Here is a 17,906-nt window from a genome sequence, read left to right as displayed (position 1 = left end):
ACCTTGTTTAACCTTTACTTTACTGAATGCGAGAAAACGCCTGTTTCAGAAAATCGACCACCAACCGCAGTTTTTTTGAATTTGCCGTGCCGGGCGGAAAAACAGCAAACACATCAATATCAGAGCAGCGGTAATCAGCAAGAATGCGCTCTAATGAACCATGCTCAAGGCGCGGCTTTGCGTCGTAACTGGGAATCCGGCCGATACCATTCCCCCCTTCTAAAAACAGAGTGCGGGCGGCCGCATTATTGGTGCTAACGGCGCCAACCACCGAAATACTAAAAGAACGCCCGCCTTGGCTAAGATGAACGGAATTGGCCGCTTGCCGATACACGACCCAATCATGGTCATACAATTCTTGCGGCTGAGTGGGTTTACCACGCAAGCGGAAGTATTCTGGTGCGCCACACAAATAGGTCTCAAACGACGCCAGCTTACTGGCCTGCAAACCGGAATCCGCCAATGGCGCCCCACGAATAGCCAGATCGACACCGTCTTTTATTATGTTCACCACCTCATCGCCTAATGACACATCCAGCTCAATAAGCGGATACAAACGACGAAACTCATTCAAAGCAGGCACCACAATCTGTAACCCTAAATTCACCGGGCAGGTGATTTTTAACTTACCTATGGGCTCTTGCTTGGCTTTTTCTATCTGTAAATTGGCTTCGTGCGCTTGATGGGCAATCGTTCGACAACGCTGATAATACGCCTCTCCCGTTTCCGTTAACGATATTGAGCGAGTCGTGCGGTTGAGTAACACCACGCCCAATTGATCTTCTAGCTTTTTAAGGTGGTAGCTCACGACGCCACGAGAAATCCCCATCGCTTTTGCCGCGGCCGTTAGGCTGCCTTGCTCGATAACCTGAGAAAACACCACCATGCTTTTTAACTGTTCAAAGGAAATATCCATCGTGTCTCACGCTTTGTAATCAATGCGTCTATTGTATCAATAATTAAATCAATGATGTCAATTTTGTCCCCATAGTCAAGATTTGAATCCACCTCTATACTAATCCCACGCTTATCGGTACAGATGGCATTCGCGATTCATCGATAGCAAACCAAACAAACACTCGCTTATAAGGAGCCCGTGATGAGCAGCAAGAAAATTTTAGTTGTCCTAACCTCTCATTCAGACTTAGGAAACACAGGCCATAAAACCGGTTTTTGGGTAGAAGAGTTCGCAGCACCTTATTATGCTTTCATCGATGCTGGCGCAGAAGTGACCGTTGCGACACCAAAAGGTGGTCAAGCGCCCATCGACCCAAACAGTGAATTGAGCGATGCGCAAACCGCAGCCACAAAGCGCTTCTACGAAGACCAAACAGCACAAAACATCATTGCCAACACACAGCTATTAAGCGACATGAAGCAAGAAGATTTTGATGCCATTTTCTACCCAGGTGGCCACGGCCCATTGTGGGACTTAACGAACAATGAAACATCCATTGCCTTGATCGAAAGCTTCCTACACGCAGAGAAGCCTATTTCTTCTGTCTGCCATGCCCCTAGTGCGTTTTTGAACATCAAAGACAGCAAGGGTGAATATTATGTCAAAGGGAAAACCGTCACTGCGTTCAAAAACAGTGAAGAAGACGCCGTACAACTGACCGATGTGGTTCCTTTCCTACTAGAAGACGAGCTGAAAAAACGCGGCGCGGAATACCAAAGTAGCGCGGACTGGAGTGCATTTGCGGTTCAAGACGGCTTAATGATTACCGGTCAGAACCCAGCAAGCTCTGAACTTGTTGCAGAAAAACTGCTCACTGCACTGAGCAAATAAAACACCTTAATTAGCCGCCAAAAGTGGCTTAAAGCCTGTCTTATTTACCCATAAGGCAGGCTTTTCTACGCCTAAAAACCAACCATTTTTTCGTTTAATTCAGCCTTGTTTAGCCTTCATTATCAGAAATGATAAGGATCTGAGTGAAAAAGCACATCTGTTTGCAAATTCTATTATAAAAAGTATTTATATCTCGAATTCCGCAATTTTCATTCAAAGAATTGGACCAATTATTGATTCAAAGCCTCTCCTATAGATTACGAAATCCAAGCTGTCTATACTAAAAACAATTCGAAACCTGACACATTATTGACCCTTCTGGAGTTCTCAAATGACTGTTATCCTAGTCGCAAGTGCTGCCTACTTTTGGTTGTACGCTGTTTAGTTTCCTGTTTGTAGAAAACAAAAAAAGGCCAGAAATTTAAATTTCTGGCCTTTTTTTTCGCAATAATCGTTGTTTTAAACGGCGAAATCCAGCATCACCACATCTTCTAAAATTGGCAGCAACTCGTCATTAACTAAAGATTGGTGCACAGGATGAGGAAGGTAAGCATCACGGGCTGCTTCATCAACAAAAGTCATCAGCACACAGTGCGTGTAGTTTTTAAAACCAACAGGGCTGTTATTTTCACCCCATTCAACCGCTTCGATGCCATCGATTTTGTCCTTTAGCCCTGCGATGTTTTCTAGACAGCTAGTTACATCTGCCGCGCTTGCTTCTTCTTTAAATTGAATAAATAGTATATGGCGAATCATATGAGCGTCACTCCTCGTGGATAATCACATTAAAATTTAATAATAGGCATATTATCACGAGGTTATTAAACAAATAATTAAGAATTATGGCAAATTAAGGCATTTTGCTCGCCAGAGCAAAAAAGGTGAGGCGCGATAGCATTGGCCCAGACTCGATACTGAGGTGCATTAAGATGTAAATAGTCCGCCATTATGTCCGGACTCACTCGACCAGTGCCATCTAAGAAGCAGTCACTAAGGTCAAGGTAGCTTACCCAGTCACCATCCCCATAAGAAGCTATCAAGCGATTGACGCTATCATTTAACACTCGTAATTTTTGGCTTGGTTTAGCGCTTCTAGGGAAGATCGCTAATAACAATATTTTTGTCTGGGGCAGTTTTTCCCGCAGCACGCTAAGAATATGCTGAATGCCAAGCGCTGTCTCAGCGGCCGAATCTTGTCTGTGCCCTGTGTTATTGGTGCCAACCAACAGCACCAGTAACTTGGGCGTAATATTGTCCACCGCGCCATGGGCCAAACGCCATAAGACATGCTCTGTTCGATCGCCATTAAAGCCTAAATTTAAAGCATTAAAAGGCGCATAACATTCATCCCAAACAGCGCGACCAGCGTCTTCCCAACCCTGAGTAATGGAATCCCCTAAAAACACCAGATCGACACTTTCCATGGTATTTTTCTCGGCCAGCTTTTGCTCATGCCTTGGCAGCCACCAGTCGGCCGTTTGCACCGCTGGCACAACCGATAAAGGCATAGCTACTGGCTCATCGTTTCTCATAGAAAGTCTCTCAATATTATATCTAGACGGGTAAACAAGGTATTCTAAGCTGTCCATTAACAGAAGCTTATTTTCCATGACTCTTAGCCTTTTCACTGTCAAAAAGGTAATCGGTATGGCTCTAATGCCAATCCCGTTATCTCTTATTATCAGCTTACTCGCTTTGCTGCTGATTTCCACTCGACCAAAAATAGCAAAAGGCTTATTAGTCACTGCCATTGCCCTGTTAGGATTGACCAGCTTTGACCCAGTTGCCAATCAGCTCATTGCACCACTGGAAAACACCTATCCGACCTTTGACACCCAACAGCCTGTAGACGTTGTTGTGGTCTTGGGCAGTGCCCATCAAAGCTACCCTAATAAGCCTGCTGTGATGCAGCTAGGAAGAAGTGCTATTTACCGCCTTGAAGAAGGTTTGCGGATTTTAAAAGCCAACCCAGACGCTCAGCTTTTTGTCTCGGGTTTTGCTGGGCACGCAAAAATCATGCATGATGCCGCGATAGAATTAGGCACAAAGCCAAGCAGAATAGTCATGTTTCCAAAACCAAAAGACACGGAAGCAGAAGCCAATGCCATGGCATCACAACTAACAGGGAAACGCGTCGCGCTGGTCAGCGAAGCCTCACATTTAAGGCGCGCTCTTGGCTTTTTCCAACAAGCGGGCATCACGGCAACGCCCGCCCCAGCCTTCCGCTTAAGTGACACCCGCACCGAATGGCGCATCGGCGCCTCTGAAAACTACAAATCCCAGCGCGCTTTTTACGAATATTTAGGGCTCGCGTGGCAGTGGCTGAAAGCGAAAAACGTCGAATGATCAATGGGCATCACGAAAACAAAAAAGGCCGAGCAGATGCTCAGCCTTTTCGTATTGTCTCTTATTTATACTTGAAACAAGAAGTTCTTAATCAGGTCTTTGCCACCTTCTGTCGCAAAGGATTCTGGGTGAAACTGAATACCTTGAATCGGATACTCTTTATGGCGAACCCCCATTAGCTCAAAGTCACCACCTTGGTTTATCGTCTTAATATTGCTGAAGTCCGCCTCTTGCAAATTCCCCACAGACGCCGTTACCTCTAACACATCAGGAAAGCTTTCTGCTTCGGCAATCAGTGAATGGTAGCGCATGACTTCTAACTGGTCTGGAATGTCATGGAAAATACCTTCGCCATTGTGAGTAAGGGGGCTGGTTTTTCCGTGCATTGGCAATGGCGCTTTCACCACTTTGCCGCCAAACACATGGCAAATACCCTGCATACCAAGGCAAACGCCCATTAATGGGATGGTTTTGCCAAATTCCACAATCACCTCAGCACAAATACCAAAGTAGGCCTTATCGTCTGGTGAACCTGGGCCAGGAGAAATGATGATGCGGTCTGGTGCGGCCTTGCGAATGTCATCCAAGGTCACTTCGTCATTACGCTTCACTATCACTTCAAAGCTTGAAACTTCGCCCTTGCTTTGTTCCGTTTCCAACACTTCGCCAATAAACTGATACAGGTTGTAGGTAAAAGAGTCGTAATTATCGATAATGTATACTTTCATGTGTTTACTCCAGACCCGCATTGTTTATGGCGTTGGTTTTCGGTGCAAAGCTTTCTAAAACACGACGAGTGCCAGCAAATTTGCGTTGAATTTCTTCGTATTCGTCTTCGGCATTAGAGTCATAGACATTGCCGCCACAAGTCTGCACGTAGGCTTTCTCACCTTTCGCAAAAACAGTACGGATCGGTATCGCAAACATGCAATCGCCATTGAAAGAGAATTGACCAACCGCACCACCGTAAGGGCCACGACCATCGTTTTCTAAATCGTCGATGATCTTCATCGCTTCGATTTTGGGTGCGCCCGTCAAGGTGCCCGCAGGGAAGTTGCTCGCCAATGCAGAAAACATGTCATGATCTTCCGCCATGATGCCGACAATTTCACTGGAAATATGCTGAACATGACTAAAGCGTTTGATGTCCATCAGGCTACGCACCTTCACCGTGCCAAAGCGAGCCACTCGACCAATGTCATTACGATGCAGGTCGACAATCATGTTGTGCTCAGCAATTTCTTTCGGGTCATTCAATAAGGCGCGCGCTAAGGCCACGTCTTCTTTTTCGTCTACACCACGCTTCGCTGTGCCCGCAAGCGGGAAGGTTTCCATTTCCCCTTGGCGCACGCGGAACAAGAGTTCAGGACTGGCGCCAATGACTTTTTGCTCGCCAAATTTGATGTAATACATTTGTGGTGACGGGTTCACTTCACGCAGTTGCTCATACAAGTTAATCGTATCGCCTGCCATGTTGAACCACATTTTGAAGCCCACTTCACACTGGAATATTTTGCCGTCTACTATGTCTTGTTTCACTTTCGCCACCGCATCTGCGTGGTCAGATTTAGACATAGATTCACCCGCTGGCGTCACCACGAATGGGCCATTTTTCGGCGTTTCTTCTGCCATCATCTTATTCACGAGTGCCACACGATTGGCATCGCAATGCTCATCTTCGTAGTAGAAGTAGACCACTTCGCCGGTCATCTTGTCGTAGATCAGACCGTCTTTGTACAAACCAAAACGGAAGGCATCAAACATCTCACTCGACTGCAGATTCAAACTTGGTTCAAAGTAGTTCATGCTGTCGTAACCAAGATAACCGGTTAACCCACCCGCGAAACCGCGCGACAAAATATTCTGCGGCACAATGTCTCGTAGCAAATAATATGGGTTCTCAGATTCGTAGGACTCAGTCGAGCCATCACGTTCTTGAATAAACAGCTGTTTGCCTTCAGCCCAGATCAATTTCTCAGGATCAAAACCAATGATCGAATGGCGGGAAATAAAACTCTCTTCGCCAAGGGATTCCAACATAAAGCAGTTATCGAAATGCTTTTCTACCGTTTTAAACAAGGCAAAAAAGTCACAATCGGCGCTGATAGTAATGTACTTAGGCTTGCGCGGTAGCGTGATGCGCTGCGGCTTTTTTTGATAGTAAGACTGGCTACTCATGATTCTTTTAATTCCTTCAATGCGCGGGAGCCACGGGTCACCGTAGCAATACCAACACCTAACTGTTTTGCGATGTCGCGCTGTGGCACACCGTCGTCTAATAAGGCAATGATTTTTAACCGGCGCGCCATTTCGCTGATCTCGTTTGGCGTCAGCAACACGGTTAAGCGCTTTTCTAACTCGGCGGCATCATCAACTTCGGATAAAAACTGGATCAAGTCCTTCATAGGTTGTGTCTCTAATGACTCTTATAAAAAGGGCTATGTATTCACGTACTAGTACAATATAGATTTCAAAGGAGTGAAGCAAGAGGTCTGAGCATAAAAAGACAGGGTGCTTCATCATTAAATTGATCCGTTCGCTAATTAAGACTTTCAATGAAAAACTAACAAAACTATGGAAGAGCGAGGTTTAACATGAGTATTTTTGATGAATTAAAATCTTCTTTAGAAGAAGCGGTAAATATCCACCAAGGTCGTAAAGAAACTGGTCGTATTACTCGCTTTGAGATCGCAGATGTAAAATCTATTCGCGATGACCTTCAAGTCTCTCAGGCTGAGTTTGCCAAAGCGCTTGGCACCAGTGTGGATACGATTAAGAGCGGGGAAAGTCGACGTCGCAACCCAACAGGCTTAGCGGCTAAGGTATTGGCAACGATTCAAGATAACCCCAATTTCTATAACGAATTATCAGCACACTGACAATATCCTCAGTCTTACGCATTAAAGCGCTGCTCTGTGTCTAAGTAACGCTTTATCCTACCAACATAGTGTTAAATCAAGAAAAACGCTTTCGTTGTTCTATATAGTGCTCGCATCATCCATCATGAGGAAAGCTAATGGGTATTGTCGTCGCGGTTTGTATGTGGCTCATCTTGCTGATGTCTGTTCCTAACCCGCTGCGCGGTAAATTAGAGAAACGGCAGGGCACGCTCGCATTGTTGGCATTTATAACAGGGGTTTGGAACTTCGCTTTTTATGGATCCTTTCATCTTGGGGAGTTTTGGGGAAATGCGGCCTTTATTTCTGGCTTCTTTATGATGTTCAGTAGCTTTCCGCTCTTACAAGCCGACACCTGGCCTTCGCCGCTAAAAAGCCCGATTCAAACGCTGCAGCGTTATCGTCATGCAATACACAATGTCATCAATAACTTAGCCCTGTTTGCGCTTGCCATTTATGCGTCACTTTACACTTATGCCCTTATCCTACTGAATTTGAACGCCTAACCCATAAAAAAAGAGAAACCCTTTGTATAAGGCGTTTCTCTTTATGGCTGACAATATTATATTGTGGCTTTCAACCTGATCTTGGTTACAAGAACATACCGCCGGACGCTTCGATACGCTGCCCGGTTATCCAGCCTGCCCCATCGCTCAATAGCATAGCAACCGCTTGACCAATGTCTTCGGCTTCACCGACACGCCCTAATGCCGTCACCGAAGACACCATTTTATTCATCTCAGGGTTGTCGCGCACATTGCCATCACGAAAATCCGTCGCAATCGCTCCCGGTGCCAAGGTATTCACGCGCACTTGTCGTTGTGAGAATTCTTTTGCCATATAGCGAGTCATAACTTCTACACCGCCTTTCGCAATGGCGTAAGCACTTGAGCCAGGCAAGGTGAAGCGCGCTAAACCAGACGAAACATTTAAAATATGACCGCCGTTTTTAATCAATGGCAATAAAGCTTGAGTCAAAAAGAAAGGCCCTTTCACATGTATTGCTAGCATCTCTTCTAGCGCCTCATAACTGGTTTCTTCAATGCTGCTTTGTATGCCAGTGCCAGCATTATTTAGCAGATAATCGAAATCCCGGCGCCCAAATTCGCTTTCTAGCACCTTTTGTAAGCGCTCTTTAAACTGAGGAAAAGCCGCCACATCTCGAGTATCTAATTGCAGCGAAAAAGCGTTTTGACCTGTTTCTTTGATCGCTTCCACTACGCTTTGTGCGCCATCAGCATCTTGATGATAGGTCAACACAACATCAACGCCCGCTTTTGCTAAAGCAAGTGCGCTGCTCTTGCCCAAACCACGACTACCACCCGTAATAATTGCTAACTTGCTCATTATGCACCTCTCTTAGTGATCAAATGCTCCAGGCTATGCCCGAAGGGAGCCTTAAGAATAGCCATTAGAGTAAGCGCTTTATTGTCATGGATATAGAGGGTAAAGGTGATAACATTGTTCGGATAAAACAAACAATCTGGAGTATTGAATGGACAAGTTTGATGCCATGCAGCGCTTTGTATTAGTCGCGCAATCGGGCAGTTTTACCAAGGCCGCTGAGGCTCTTGGCCTGCCAAAATCCAGCATTTCACAAGCCATACAAGGGCTTGAGAAATCATTAGGAACACGACTTTTGCATCGTAGTACCCGCAGCGTCGTGCTGACTCAGGATGGGGAAACCTACTTGCCACAGTGTCAGGCACTATTAGCGGAACTGGACGCAATGAGTGGGCAATTTCAGCGCCACCAAGACACCATTCGTGGCGTATTGAGAGTCGACATGTCGAGCCGTTTCGCTTCTACTGTGGTGCTTCCAAATTTGTCCGACTTTCTCACTAAATACCCCAATATCCAGTTAAAAATCAGCAGCTCTGATCATCGAGTAGACCCAGTCAAAGAAGGCATTGATTGCGTTGTACGCACAGGAGAATTAAACGACAGCAGTTTGGTCGCTCGAACCTTAAGCCACTACAGAAGCATCAACTGTGTTTCGCCAAGCTATGTGGAAAAGTTTGGTATTCCTTTGACCTTGGACGATTTAGCCAACCATCAATTGATCGACTATTCGCACACCCTTGGCAATCTAGAAGCGCAGTTTGAATACATGGAACAAGGCGTCGTAAAACACCATATTATGCCCAGCAGCTTAGCCGTTAATGGCACAGATGCCTATTTGTCTGCCTGTTTATCTGGCTTAGGCATTGCACAAATACCCACCATAGGGGTGGAAGATTGGATCGCTAAAGGTCAGTTGATACACATTTTACCGCAATACGAAGCCGAGCCTATGCCAGTGTCTTTGCTTTACCCGTCGCGCCGCCAACCACCCAAACGCCTGAGTGTTTTTATGTCGTGGCTAGAAGAGGTGGTCACCAAGATCGACCAAACGGGTTTGCGTGCCTCTCCTAGTGCAGCACCTTAATCTCAACATCAATCACCCCATGATGGGTGCTCGCAATACGTTGGAACGCCGATTTACTCAAATCGATAATACGGCCTCTCACAAAAGGACCACGGTCATTTATGCGCACAATCACACTTTTACCATTCGCCACGTTTGTCACTTTTACCTTGGTGCCAAAGGGGAGGCGTTTGTGCGCCGCCGTGTGGGCATGCTGATTAAAGCGCTCGCCACTGGCGGTTTGTCGCCCTTGGTATTTGTCCGCATAGTAGGAGGCCTCACCTGATTCTTCATAGCCCATCGCCGCTGAGCGTGTCAGTGGGGTGCTCGAACAGGCGGTGAGCCATAAAGACAAAAAGACCCAATAAATAGGCGCTGCATTTTTCATAAGATTCTCTTTTTCATTGCTTGTTATCACAGGCGCGAGTGACAACAGGGTCGATGGGGGTAATCTGCTGTAGAGCGATGAAAAGTCTAACAAATCTTGATCATGATAAAACAAACCACTGCGAACTTTGCGCTTTCCTCGCAGGCTTTTACGCTTTGTACACGAGCGCACTCCAGGTTTTGGCGGTTCGAGAAAAATGTGAATAGATTAGTGACACCCTCTTCCATTCGCTTATTATTCTATGATTTCAGGTATGCTCTAAATACCGCATTCCTTCACCACTTTCTTGGATCAGAAACATGCCCTCGCCAGAGATAAACACTGCCACCTTAGCTCACTGGCCAACGCCTTGGCGGTTTCTTCTACTTTTCCTTTTGTCCTGTGTGTTTGCCAGCGTATTAGAATACTTTCACCTACCGGCCGCTCTATTACTCGGCCCCATGGTAGCGAGTATTTTTATCACAGTGAAAGGGGCTGATTTGAGTCTGCCGAAGCCGCTTTTTTTGATGGCACAAGGCACCCTTGGTTGGATGATAGCGGGTCATTTACCCACCAACATTTACCTTGAAATCGTTCAAGAATGGCCAATTTTTCTACTCGGCACCGGCTCTACGATTGTCGCATCCAGCTTCCTTGGCTGGCTATTGAGCCGAACCGGACTCTTGCCCGGCACCACGGCTATTTGGGGTTCATCGCCAGGGGCTGCTTCCGTCATGACTATCATGTCTGAATCCTATGGGGCCGACATGCGCCTCGTCGCTTTTATGCAATATTTGCGGGTCGCCTGTTGTGCCATCGCGGCTATGGTTGTGGCTACCTTGTTCAATGTGGACGGTGTCAAGCCGATCCATTGGTTTGCCATGAGCTCGTCCTCTGGCTTTATCATGACCATAGCGATGAGCTGCGTCACCGTCTATTTAGGCGTGAAATTGCGCCTGCCTGGCGGTGCCTTACTCATGTCCATCGCAGTGGGGATTTTCATCAAGTTCTCTGGCACCTTTCCCATTGTGTTGCCTTATTGGTACTTGGCCATCAGCTTTGGCATTCTTGGTTGGGGGATTGGCTTTCGTTTTTCACCCGCGGTATTGCGACACGCGCTGCACGTCTTTCCTCATGTTCTGGGCGCGATTATTGCCCTGATTGTGATCAACGGTGGTTTTGCCATGCTGCTGGTGTACTTTGCCGACATTGACCCGCTTACCGCCTTTCTTGCCACCAGCCCAGGGGGGGCGGATTCTGTGGCCATTATTGCCGCCACCACCCACGCGGACGTGGCCTTTGTGATGGCCATGCAAATCATGCGCTTCTTTGTGGTATTGATTGCTGGCCCTATGCTCGCTCGCTGGCTATCGGTAAACAAAAGCCTACCTTCGAGCTAACGAGCGGGCATAAAAAAGCCACGCTGAACGTGGCTTTTAACCTGACATAAATCGGCGTTTATTAAGCCAAATTTTCAGGCCCAAACGAACACGGCAACAGCTCATCCATCGCAAAAGAACGACGTACTTCCGTCGCGCTGCAGACGTGAATACGCGTCGCTTCTGAGGAAAACTCACGAATCCGCTGACGGCAACCGCCACACGGTGTCACCAGCTCACTTCCATTGCCCATAACGTAGATGTTTTTGATCTGGCTTTCACCGTCTAAAATCATCGCCGCAATCGCGCCTGCTTCTGCACAGGTTCCTTCAGGGTAAGAAGCGTTTTCTACGTTACAGCCAGAATAATAACGACCGTTCGCCGTTTCAATGGCAACCCCAACCTTGAATTTAGAGTAAGGCACATAGGCCTTACTCATCGCTGTTTTGGCAAGCTCAAATGCTTGTTCGTTCATCACCGCATGACTCATAAACTAAGCTCGTTCTTTCAGATAAGGACGACCAACGGCTTTTGGCGCGACCGCTTTGCCAATAAAACCGGCCAACAACAGAACCGTCAGCACATAAGGCAAGACTTCAATCAATTGCACTGGCACTTCACCCATACCTGGAATGACAACCCCTTGCAAACGTACTGCTACGGCATCTAAGAAGCCAAACAGCAAACAAGCGAACATCACAGGCACCGGACGCCATTTACCAAAAATCAACGCCGCTAATGCCATGTAGCCTTTACCCGCACTCATGTCTTTTAAGAAGCCAGCATTGTGCGCAGTAGACAAATAAGCCCCTGCAATACCACATAAGATGCCGCAAACAATCAGCGCACGGTAACGAATCCAAGCCACCGAAATACCGGCGGTATCCACCGCATGAGGGTTCTCACCCACCGCACGTAGGCGTAAGCCAAAACGGGTTTTATAAATCACCCAATAGGTCACCGGCACCATCAAAAAGGCAAGGTAAACGATGATATTGTGGCCACTGAGTAAATTCGAGTAGATCTGACCAATCACGGGCACATCACGCAAGGCATCGGCAAATGGTAAAGTAATATCGGTGAAACGCTGGTCACCAGACAAGGTCGGCGTTTGCCCACCCATGCCAAACCAATCCAACCCCAAGGTGACTGTTAAGCCAGCCACTATGGTGTTAATGGCGACGCCGGAGACAATGTGATCACCACGATGAGTGATACAGGCAAAGCCATGTATCATCGCCAACACAACCGACGCGGCAATACCACAAGCCAAGCCTATCCACGCAGAACCGAATATGGCGGCGCCCGCGGCGGCGGCAAAAGCACTGCCCAAGATTTTACCTTCCAAGCCAATATCAACGATACCAGCACGTTCAGAATACAAGCCCGCTAATGCCGCGAGAATCAAGGGAGTGGAGACACGCAAGGTGGCATCCAGCATTATGATTAGGGTATCAAACATTTTATTTCTCCTGCGCCGCGGCTCTGCGAATAAAGAAGCCTTCGATGCGACCTTTGAACATGTGCTCTAGGGCACCACAGAACAAAATCACCAGACCTTGAATAACCACCACAACTTCAGGTGTGATACTTGGAATTTCAAACGCTAGCTCAGCGCCACCTTGATACAAGGCACCAAACAAAACAGCGGCCAGCACAATACCAATAGGATGATTACGGCCCATTAAAGACACAGCAATTCCGGCAAAACCATAACCTGCGGTAAAGTTCAGCAATAGACTGTGGTTTACCCCCATGATTTCGTTAATACCCACAAAACCAGCCAAACCACCAGAAATCAACATCACCCAAATAGTGACTTTAGCGGTATCAATACCCGCGTACTTAGCCGCTGTTGGGTTGGTTCCCAAGGTTCTAAGTTGGTAACCCCAACGGGTATGCCAAATTAAGACCCAGACCAGCACACAGCACACCAAAGCCAAAATAAACGCACCATTTAATGGAGAATCACCGATGTCGATACCCAATGGAGTGAGCATATTGTGCAGATACGGCATCCAAGCGTTTTCTTCGAAAGTACGACTGTTTGGCGCCATGCCCGTTTTTTCTTTTAACCAGTTCACCATTAGGTAAACCATCAAAGACGAGGCAATAAAGTTAAACATAATGGTGGTAATAACGATGTGACTACCACGTCGCGCTTGCAAGTAAGCGGGAACATACGCCCACGCTGCACCAAACAAGGCGGCCGCTATGATCGCCAGCGGCATAATGACAATAAAGGGCATAGAGTGATCAAGCGAAAGACACACAAGGCCAACCCCTAACCCACCGATATAAGCTTGGCCTTCACCACCGATATTAAACAAACCCGCTTTGAAGGCGACCGACACCGCCAAACCAGTAAAGATGAAGTTGGTCGCGTAATACAGCGTATAACCAATCCCCTCATCGTAACCAAAGGCGCCATACACCAAGTAACCCGCAGCTTCTATTGGGTTTTGGCCAATGGCAACAAACACCAAACCAGACACCAAAAAGGCCAGTACAATATTAATAAACGGAATTAGGCCGACATTGACCCAAACAGGAACCTTAGCCTGACTCATTACGCCACTCCTTTTTGGTCTTCGTTGTAGGCGTTTGCCATCATCAAACCAAGAGTACGTTCGTCGGCGTCTTTTGCATCAAGCTCACCAACAACCGCACCATCAAACATCACTAGGATGCGATCACTCAGTGCCATAATTTCGTCCAACTCTACCGATACCAGCAAAATCGCTTTGCCAGAATCTCGCAATTTTACAATTTGTTCATGAATGTTTTCGATGGCGCCGATGTCGACACCACGGGTTGGCTGACCAATCAGCAACACATCTGGGTTCTGCTCGACTTCACGGGCGATCACGATTTTCTGCTGATTACCACCAGAGAAGTTGGCGGTTTTTAGATGAGGATTTGGGGGACGAACGTCCCAAGCTGCCATCCGAGTATTACACTCATCTAGCATGGCCTTGCGGTTCATCAAAAAGGCGCCGTTATAGGCCGCTGAATTGTGATAACCCAGCACCGCCGCTTCATACGCTTCAAACCCTGTTACCAAGCCCATTTTATGGCGATCTTCTGGCACGTGGGCCATTTTCATATCACGCATTTGCGCTGCATTTTTAGGCGCACTGGCGGTAATGGTTTGCCCGGCAAATTGAATTTCACCTTCGTCCATTGGCGTAATACCAGACAACACATTCAACAGCTCACTCTGGCCATTACCAGAGACCCCTGCGATGCCTAGGATTTCTCCAGCACGCAGTTCCAAGCTCACTTCTTTTAAACGTTTCACGCCTTGGCTATCAAATTGGGAAAGGTTTTTGGCGGATAAAAAAACGTCCGTTGGTGTCGCGTCGTCTTTATCGACTTTCAAGCGCACCTTTTTTCCCACCATCAGCTCGGCTAACTCTTCTTTATCCGTTTTTGCCGTCTCACGATGCGCCACCATTTCACCTTGGCGCATCACAGAGACATTGCTCGTGGAAGCCAAGATTTCACGTAATTTATGCGTAATCAATAAAACCGTCACACCTTGCTCAGTCAACGAGCGCAAGATACGGAATAGGTGATCCGCTTCTTGTGGTGTTAAAACGCCTGTCGGCTCATCTAGAATCAGAATGCGCGCGCCACGATACAGAGCCTTCAAAATTTCAACACGCTGCTGTAGACCAACTGGGAGCTCTTCCACAACCGCATCTACATCAATGTCTAGACTGTATTCATGAGCAAGACGCTTCAATTCAGTTCGAGCTGCATCCATACCTTGCTGCAATAAGGCACCACCCTCGGCCCCCAACATCACGTTTTCCAAAACCGTGAAGTTTTCAACCAACATAAAGTGCTGATGCACCATACCTATGCCGGCTTTAATCGCATCTTGTGAGTTGCGAATATCTACAATTTTTCCATCGACTTCAATATGGCCCGAGTCCGCCTCGTAGAAACCATAAATAATACTCATCAGAGTCGATTTACCTGCCCCGTTTTCACCGATAATACCGTGAACCGTACCTGCAGGAACTTGTAGGCAAATGTCTTTGTTCGCCTGAACGGCGCCAAAGCGTTTGCTAATATCACGCAATTCAATTGCGTATGGCGTTGTATTGTTTGTCATATTTCAATAATAATTCGTCTGCTTTATGTTAGGGCGGTGAAATCATATTTTGATCAAAATACACTCAGCCTGCCTATATCGCTACCTTAGTTTGATGGCTATCAATGCCTGCTCTGCGGATAAACACTCAACAATCTTACTCAATGAAAACAAACGATTCAGAGCATGACCCATGCGATATTTTTCGTTAGCAGAAACATTTTTCACAGAAGCACTAAGACAAAAAAACAGCCGCCCACACAATGGACGACTGTTTCTCGATATAACTTAGTAGTTACAAGTACTGTCTGACATGTAGTCATGTACTTTGATGTCACCACTGATAATTTTTGCTTTGATGTCCGCTAATTTCGCTTTCATCTCAGCGGTTACTAAGCCCTTGTTATTATCATCAAGCGCCCAATCCACACCATCTTCAGCCAAACCTAGTACTTGAAGACCTGGTTTCCAATCTCCCGCTGCACCGTCTTTAAAGGTGTTGTACGCTGCACGGTCAACGCGTTTAACCATAGAGGTTAGCATCACACCTGGGTGCAAATGGTTTTGGTTAGAGTCCACACCGATCGCGTAATGACCAGCATCGGCGGCGGCTTGATAAACACCGATTCCTGTACCGCCAGCGGCCGCGAAGACAACATCAGCGCCTTGTGAAAACTGGCTTTTCGCCAATTCAGAGCCTTTTGTTGGGTCGTTAAACGCCGCGCCAGTAGAACCTGTCATGTTTTGGATAACTTTGTCATTTGGAGCAATGTATTTAACACCTTGCTCGTAACCACAACCAAACTTACGTACCAAAGGAATGTCCATACCGCCAATAAAGCCAACCGTACCGGTTTTAGACTTCATTGCTGCCAAAGCACCAACAAGGAAAGACCCTTCGTGCTCTTTAAAGACAATGGATTCAACGTTTGGCAGATCAACCACGCTGTCAATCAAAGTGAAATGAATGTTAGGGAAATCTTTCGCTACTTTTTCAACAGAAGACGTCATCGTGAAACCAACCGCCACGATTGGCGAATAACCACGCTTAGCTAAACGGCGAAGGCCTTGCTCAACTTGCGCTTCATTCTTTGGTTCGAATTCGCGAACTTTAACGCCACTCTCTTTTGTGTATTTAGTAATACCGTCGTACACGCCTTCGTTAAAAGACTTGTCGAATTTACCGGCTTGATCGTAGACAACCGCAGGTTTGTCCGCAGCATGAGCCACACTTACAGATACAGCCAATGCCGTTACGGACGCAAGAAAGATACCTTTCATTCCAATTCCTCTCATGTTTTTTAATGATGGCTAGCCCATTTTTATTTTGAAGCTGCCTAACTGGTCAAAAATAAACTGATTAATGTCATATCGCAATGACAACAACGTTCAGATGACCCCCTTATTCCAAGAGGAACATCAAAATACTGCCTGTGATAAAACACGAATCAAGATTCGCAAGAACAACAGCAATAAACATGCCTATAACCTAACCAATGGGTCAGGTTTGGCATTTTGGACAATATACCGTACTTCGTTGACCTTGTCTTATTTCCTTTAAGACCGCACCACAGGCGGTACACGCCTGATCGGCTCGTCCATATACCATAAGCTCTTGCTTGAAGTAGCCAGGTTTACCATCACCACCGACAAAATCTTTTAAGGTGGTGCCGCCCTGTTTAATCGCCGCTGCTAGCACGGTTTTGATGCACTCAACCAATACAGCATAGCGTGCTTTACTAATGTTGCCCGCCATACGTGTTGGTCGAATGCCCGCCATAAATAAGGCTTCATTCGCATAAATATTGCCAACACCCACCACCACTTTGCTGTCCATAATGAAGCTTTTGATCGCCACTTTACGGCCTTTTGCCTTTTCATAAAGGTAATCGATATGAAAATCTTCAGACAAGGGTTCAGGGCCAAGATGCGCCAACAGCTCATGCGCCAGCCAATCGCCTTTTGTCCACAGCACAGCGCCAAAGCGACGAGGGTCCGTGTAACGTAGCCAAGGGCCCTTACCAGCAAAACGAAAATCCACATGGTCATGAAATAACGGCGCCGTTTCTGGTTCAACGAAATACAAGCTACCTGACATCCCAAGGTGGATAATTAACGTACCTGCCGCCGTGTGAATACCAATGTATTTACCTCGTCGCGTTAGGTGCGTGATCACTTGCCCCTGCATTTCTGTGACTAATGCAGGCGTAATCGGCCAACGCAACTTAGGTTGACGAACATCAATATGAGCGACGGTTTGCTCAACAAGAAGTGGCTCGATTCCACGCAGGGTAGTTTCTACTTCTGGTAATTCAGGCATAGGGACCTCAGCAAAAAATGCACGGTGAAAACAATGCTGACCATATGTTCAACAGGTTCTACTATATAGTAGATACAAAAAAACCGACTCTATTGAGTCGGTTTCTTTTTACAAAGACCGAAAATTATTTAATTTTCGCTTCTTTGTACATAACATGCTTACGTACAACAGGATCAAACTTTTTCATTTCTAGTTTGTCTGGAGTGTTTCGCTTGTTCTTGTCAGTTGTGTAAAAGTGACCAGTACCAGCAGAAGATACCATGCGAATTAAATCGCGAGCGCCTTTAGAAGCCATGATT

Annotated in this window: 21 protein-coding genes; 6 read left to right on the top strand and 15 right to left on the bottom strand. The window is 46.6% G+C overall.

The window, feature by feature from the left end:
- Positions 1-19: 19 nt before the first annotated feature.
- Entirely contained in the window at positions 20-916 is an 897-nt protein-coding gene (locus E0D71_RS06535; RefSeq protein WP_133002509.1) for a LysR family transcriptional regulator, read from the bottom strand.
- Positions 917-1,099: 183 nt separating this feature from the next.
- Between E0D71_RS06535 and E0D71_RS06530 the strand changes: the two genes are divergently transcribed.
- The gene (locus tag E0D71_RS06530) at positions 1,100-1,789 is read left to right on the top strand and encodes a type 1 glutamine amidotransferase domain-containing protein (RefSeq protein WP_133002508.1); all 690 of its coding nucleotides are present in this window, start codon (positions 1,100-1,102) and stop codon (positions 1,787-1,789) included.
- Positions 1,790-2,248: 459 nt separating this feature from the next.
- Here E0D71_RS06530 and E0D71_RS06525 read toward each other — a convergent pair whose 3' ends face one another.
- Positions 2,249-2,545 (bottom strand): Dabb family protein, encoded by a 297-nt coding sequence (locus E0D71_RS06525; RefSeq protein WP_133002507.1) that lies wholly within the window; start codon positions 2,543-2,545, stop codon positions 2,249-2,251.
- Positions 2,546-2,622: 77 nt separating this feature from the next.
- Positions 2,623-3,321 (bottom strand): GDSL-type esterase/lipase family protein, encoded by a 699-nt coding sequence (locus tag E0D71_RS06520; RefSeq protein WP_133002506.1) that lies wholly within the window; start codon positions 3,319-3,321, stop codon positions 2,623-2,625.
- A gap of 115 nt (positions 3,322-3,436) precedes the next feature.
- Here E0D71_RS06520 and E0D71_RS06515 point away from each other — a divergent pair, with 115 nt between their 5' ends.
- Positions 3,437-4,135 (top strand): ElyC/SanA/YdcF family protein, encoded by a 699-nt coding sequence (locus tag E0D71_RS06515; protein WP_243711948.1) that lies wholly within the window; start codon positions 3,437-3,439, stop codon positions 4,133-4,135.
- A 65-nt stretch (positions 4,136-4,200) separates the two neighbouring features.
- Here E0D71_RS06515 and E0D71_RS06510 read toward each other — a convergent pair whose 3' ends face one another.
- Genes E0D71_RS06510 through E0D71_RS06500 form a run of 3 tightly spaced genes read right to left on the bottom strand, consistent with a single transcriptional unit; the run spans position 4,201 to position 6,540 of the window.
- Positions 4,201-4,863, bottom strand: a complete 663-nt coding sequence (locus E0D71_RS06510; protein ID WP_133002504.1) for an aminodeoxychorismate/anthranilate synthase component II — start codon at positions 4,861-4,863, stop codon at positions 4,201-4,203.
- A gap of 4 nt (positions 4,864-4,867) precedes the next feature.
- On the bottom strand, positions 4,868-6,313 hold the full coding sequence (locus E0D71_RS06505; protein ID WP_133002503.1) for an anthranilate synthase component I family protein: 1,446 nt from the start codon (positions 6,311-6,313) through the stop codon (positions 4,868-4,870).
- On the bottom strand, positions 6,310-6,540 hold the full coding sequence (locus E0D71_RS06500; RefSeq protein WP_133002502.1) for a Trp family transcriptional regulator: 231 nt from the start codon (positions 6,538-6,540) through the stop codon (positions 6,310-6,312). Before E0D71_RS06500 ends, E0D71_RS06505 begins: the two co-directional genes overlap by 4 nt.
- 189 nt (positions 6,541-6,729) lie before the next feature.
- On the opposite strand from E0D71_RS06500, the gene nadS reads away from it, so the two are divergent.
- Both nadS and E0D71_RS06490 read left to right on the top strand, forming a co-directional pair.
- Positions 6,730-7,014, top strand: a complete 285-nt coding sequence (gene nadS, locus E0D71_RS06495) for a NadS family protein (protein WP_133002501.1) — start codon at positions 6,730-6,732, stop codon at positions 7,012-7,014.
- Positions 7,015-7,151: 137 nt separating this feature from the next.
- Positions 7,152-7,538, top strand: a complete 387-nt coding sequence (locus tag E0D71_RS06490) for a hypothetical protein (protein ID WP_133002500.1) — start codon at positions 7,152-7,154, stop codon at positions 7,536-7,538.
- An 85-nt stretch (positions 7,539-7,623) separates the two neighbouring features.
- Here E0D71_RS06490 and E0D71_RS06485 read toward each other — a convergent pair whose 3' ends face one another.
- Complete coding sequence (locus E0D71_RS06485) at positions 7,624-8,379, bottom strand: SDR family oxidoreductase (RefSeq protein ID WP_133002499.1); 756 nt, start codon at positions 8,377-8,379, stop codon at positions 7,624-7,626.
- Between the two features lie 148 nt (positions 8,380-8,527).
- Between E0D71_RS06485 and E0D71_RS06480 the strand changes: the two genes are divergently transcribed.
- Complete coding sequence (locus E0D71_RS06480) at positions 8,528-9,460, top strand: LysR family transcriptional regulator (protein ID WP_133002498.1); 933 nt, start codon at positions 8,528-8,530, stop codon at positions 9,458-9,460.
- Here the strand turns inward: E0D71_RS06480 and E0D71_RS06475 are convergent.
- On the bottom strand, positions 9,444-9,827 hold the full coding sequence (locus E0D71_RS06475) for a septal ring lytic transglycosylase RlpA family protein (RefSeq protein ID WP_133002497.1): 384 nt from the start codon (positions 9,825-9,827) through the stop codon (positions 9,444-9,446). The two genes, E0D71_RS06480 and E0D71_RS06475, sit on opposite strands and share 17 nt — an antisense overlap.
- A gap of 299 nt (positions 9,828-10,126) precedes the next feature.
- Between E0D71_RS06475 and E0D71_RS06470 the strand changes: the two genes are divergently transcribed.
- Positions 10,127-11,206, top strand: a complete 1,080-nt coding sequence (locus E0D71_RS06470; protein ID WP_133002496.1) for an AbrB family transcriptional regulator — start codon at positions 10,127-10,129, stop codon at positions 11,204-11,206.
- Between the two features lie 61 nt (positions 11,207-11,267).
- Here E0D71_RS06470 and cdd read toward each other — a convergent pair whose 3' ends face one another.
- From cdd to rpmG, 7 genes are all read right to left on the bottom strand, one after another.
- Positions 11,268-11,675 (bottom strand): cytidine deaminase, encoded by a 408-nt coding sequence (gene cdd / locus E0D71_RS06465; protein WP_133002495.1) that lies wholly within the window; start codon positions 11,673-11,675, stop codon positions 11,268-11,270.
- Between the two features lie 3 nt (positions 11,676-11,678).
- The gene (locus E0D71_RS06460; RefSeq protein WP_133002494.1) at positions 11,679-12,647 is read right to left on the bottom strand and encodes an ABC transporter permease; all 969 of its coding nucleotides are present in this window, start codon (positions 12,645-12,647) and stop codon (positions 11,679-11,681) included.
- Position 12,648: 1 nt separating this feature from the next.
- Entirely contained in the window at positions 12,649-13,755 is a 1,107-nt protein-coding gene (locus E0D71_RS06455) for an ABC transporter permease (protein ID WP_133002493.1), read from the bottom strand.
- Positions 13,755-15,308, bottom strand: coding sequence for an ABC transporter ATP-binding protein (locus tag E0D71_RS06450; RefSeq protein ID WP_133002492.1), 1,554 nt, complete (start codon positions 15,306-15,308; stop codon positions 13,755-13,757). The genes E0D71_RS06455 and E0D71_RS06450 overlap by 1 nt, the downstream gene beginning before the upstream one ends.
- A gap of 267 nt (positions 15,309-15,575) precedes the next feature.
- Positions 15,576-16,568, bottom strand: coding sequence for a BMP family ABC transporter substrate-binding protein (locus E0D71_RS06445; RefSeq protein ID WP_133002491.1), 993 nt, complete (start codon positions 16,566-16,568; stop codon positions 15,576-15,578).
- 220 nt (positions 16,569-16,788) lie between these two features.
- Complete coding sequence (gene mutM / locus E0D71_RS06440; RefSeq protein WP_133002490.1) at positions 16,789-17,607, bottom strand: bifunctional DNA-formamidopyrimidine glycosylase/DNA-(apurinic or apyrimidinic site) lyase; 819 nt, start codon at positions 17,605-17,607, stop codon at positions 16,789-16,791.
- Between the two features lie 124 nt (positions 17,608-17,731).
- Positions 17,732-17,902 carry a 50S ribosomal protein L33 gene (rpmG, locus tag E0D71_RS06435; protein ID WP_011978459.1) on the bottom strand — a complete coding sequence of 57 codons (171 nt, stop codon included), beginning with the start codon at positions 17,900-17,902 and terminating at the stop codon, positions 17,732-17,734.
- Between the last annotated feature and the right edge of the window lie 4 nt (positions 17,903-17,906).

Origin of the sequence: Marinomonas sp. KMM3893, from assembly GCF_004352855.1 — a bacterium.
In the GTDB taxonomy this organism is placed as follows: domain Bacteria; phylum Pseudomonadota; class Gammaproteobacteria; order Pseudomonadales; family Marinomonadaceae; genus Marinomonas; species Marinomonas arenicola.
The sequence above is the reverse complement of the archived record's forward strand: the minus strand, read 5'-3'. Positions and strand labels throughout refer to the sequence as shown.

Excerpts from the sequence above, each read along its gene's own strand:
- mutM (WP_133002490.1), bottom strand. The coding sequence starts at position 17,607 with ATGCCTGAATTACCAGAAGTAGAAACTACCCTGCGTGGAATCGAGCCA.
- E0D71_RS06535 (WP_133002509.1), bottom strand. The coding sequence starts at position 916 with ATGGATATTTCCTTTGAACAGTTAAAAAGCATGGTGGTGTTTTCTCAG.
- E0D71_RS06485 (WP_133002499.1), bottom strand. The coding sequence starts at position 8,379 with ATGAGCAAGTTAGCAATTATTACGGGTGGTAGTCGTGGTTTGGGCAAG.
- E0D71_RS06475 (WP_133002497.1), bottom strand. The coding sequence starts at position 9,827 with ATGAAAAATGCAGCGCCTATTTATTGGGTCTTTTTGTCTTTATGGCTC.
- E0D71_RS06445 (WP_133002491.1), bottom strand. The coding sequence starts at position 16,568 with ATGAAAGGTATCTTTCTTGCGTCCGTAACGGCATTGGCTGTATCTGTA.
- E0D71_RS06480 (WP_133002498.1), top strand. The coding sequence starts at position 8,528 with ATGGACAAGTTTGATGCCATGCAGCGCTTTGTATTAGTCGCGCAATCG.
- E0D71_RS06450 (WP_133002492.1), bottom strand. The coding sequence starts at position 15,308 with ATGACAAACAATACAACGCCATACGCAATTGAATTGCGTGATATTAGC.
- E0D71_RS06460 (WP_133002494.1), bottom strand. The coding sequence starts at position 12,647 with ATGTTTGATACCCTAATCATAATGCTGGATGCCACCTTGCGTGTCTCC.
- nadS (WP_133002501.1), top strand. The coding sequence starts at position 6,730 with ATGAGTATTTTTGATGAATTAAAATCTTCTTTAGAAGAAGCGGTAAAT.
- E0D71_RS06520 (WP_133002506.1), bottom strand. The coding sequence starts at position 3,321 with ATGAGAAACGATGAGCCAGTAGCTATGCCTTTATCGGTTGTGCCAGCG.
- E0D71_RS06530 (WP_133002508.1), top strand. The coding sequence starts at position 1,100 with ATGAGCAGCAAGAAAATTTTAGTTGTCCTAACCTCTCATTCAGACTTA.
- E0D71_RS06470 (WP_133002496.1), top strand. The coding sequence starts at position 10,127 with ATGCCCTCGCCAGAGATAAACACTGCCACCTTAGCTCACTGGCCAACG.
- cdd (WP_133002495.1), bottom strand. The coding sequence starts at position 11,675 with ATGAGTCATGCGGTGATGAACGAACAAGCATTTGAGCTTGCCAAAACA.
- E0D71_RS06455 (WP_133002493.1), bottom strand. The coding sequence starts at position 13,755 with ATGAGTCAGGCTAAGGTTCCTGTTTGGGTCAATGTCGGCCTAATTCCG.
- rpmG (WP_011978459.1), bottom strand. The coding sequence starts at position 17,902 with ATGGCTTCTAAAGGCGCTCGCGATTTAATTCGCATGGTATCTTCTGCT.
- E0D71_RS06505 (WP_133002503.1), bottom strand. The coding sequence starts at position 6,313 with ATGAGTAGCCAGTCTTACTATCAAAAAAAGCCGCAGCGCATCACGCTA.
- E0D71_RS06490 (WP_133002500.1), top strand. The coding sequence starts at position 7,152 with ATGGGTATTGTCGTCGCGGTTTGTATGTGGCTCATCTTGCTGATGTCT.
- E0D71_RS06510 (WP_133002504.1), bottom strand. The coding sequence starts at position 4,863 with ATGAAAGTATACATTATCGATAATTACGACTCTTTTACCTACAACCTG.
- E0D71_RS06525 (WP_133002507.1), bottom strand. The coding sequence starts at position 2,545 with ATGATTCGCCATATACTATTTATTCAATTTAAAGAAGAAGCAAGCGCG.
- E0D71_RS06500 (WP_133002502.1), bottom strand. The coding sequence starts at position 6,540 with ATGAAGGACTTGATCCAGTTTTTATCCGAAGTTGATGATGCCGCCGAG.
- E0D71_RS06515 (WP_243711948.1), top strand. The coding sequence starts at position 3,437 with ATGGCTCTAATGCCAATCCCGTTATCTCTTATTATCAGCTTACTCGCT.